The sequence below is a fragment of the Streptomyces calidiresistens genome, from assembly GCF_014141525.1.
Lineage (GTDB): Bacteria > Actinomycetota > Actinomycetes > Streptomycetales > Streptomycetaceae > Streptomyces > Streptomyces calidiresistens.
This window is the reverse complement of the sequence record NZ_VKHS01001301.1, coordinates 1-949: the sequence shown is the minus strand read 5'-3', so window position 1 is coordinate 949 and position 949 is coordinate 1. Positions and strand designations below refer to the sequence as shown.

General features: G+C 73.1%; 1 protein-coding gene. It reads left to right on the top strand.

The features are described 5' to 3' along the window. Positions 1 to 145: 145 nt before the first annotated feature. Positions 146 to 949 (top strand): endonuclease III (nth, locus tag FOE67_RS27000; RefSeq protein WP_182667441.1); only part of this gene is annotated, 804 nt, incomplete at its 3' end.

Here is a 949-nt window from a genome sequence, read left to right as displayed (position 1 = left end):
GGGTTGTGGCGCCCACCCTCCCGGGCCGCCTCGCCCGTGCCGCCGCGCGCACCGTTCCGTCACCGGCCGGTCGCCCGCCGGGAACCGGCCGGATCCCCGCCGTTTCCATCCCCGGACACCTCGCCGGGCCCGTAACCTGGGGCGCATGTCACAGCGCAAGAGCACGGCCGGCGGGGGCGGCAAGCCGGAGACCCGGCTCGCGATGGTCCGCCGGGCCCGCCGGATCAACCGCGAGTTGGCCGAGGTCTTCGACTACGCCCACCCGGAGCTGGACTTCCGCAACCCCTTCGAGTTGCTGGTCGCCACCGTGCTGTCCGCGCAGACCACCGACCTGCGGGTCAACCGCACCACCCCGGCGCTGTTCGCCGCGTACCCGGACCCCGCCTCGATGGCCGCCGCCGACCCGGAGAAGCTGGAGGAGCTGATCCGTCCCACCGGCTTCTTCCGCAACAAGGCGAAGTCGCTGCTCGGTCTCTCCGCGATGCTCCGCGACGAGTTCGGCGGCGAGGTGCCCGGTCGGTTGGAGGACCTGGTGCGGCTGCCGGGCGTGGGGCGCAAGACGGCCTTCGTCGTCCTGGGCAACGCCTTCGGCGTGCCCGGTCTGACCGTGGACACCCATTTCGGGCGCCTGGTGCGCCGTTGGCGGCTGACCGACTCCACCGACCCCGACCGGGTGGAGGCCGAGATCGCGGAGATCATCCCGAAGAAGGAGTGGACGGACTATTCCCACCGCGTGATCTTCCACGGGCGCCGCATCTGCCACGCCCGCAAACCCGCCTGCGGGGCCTGCCCCATCACCCACCTGTGCCCGGCGTACGGGGAGGGGGAGACCGACCCGGAGAAGGCGAGGAAACTCCTGAAGTACGAGATGGCGGGGACCCCGGAACGGCACGCGGCCGGGGGCCGGCCCCCGGCGGAATCCGCCGACACCGGCGGTCCCGGCCACGGC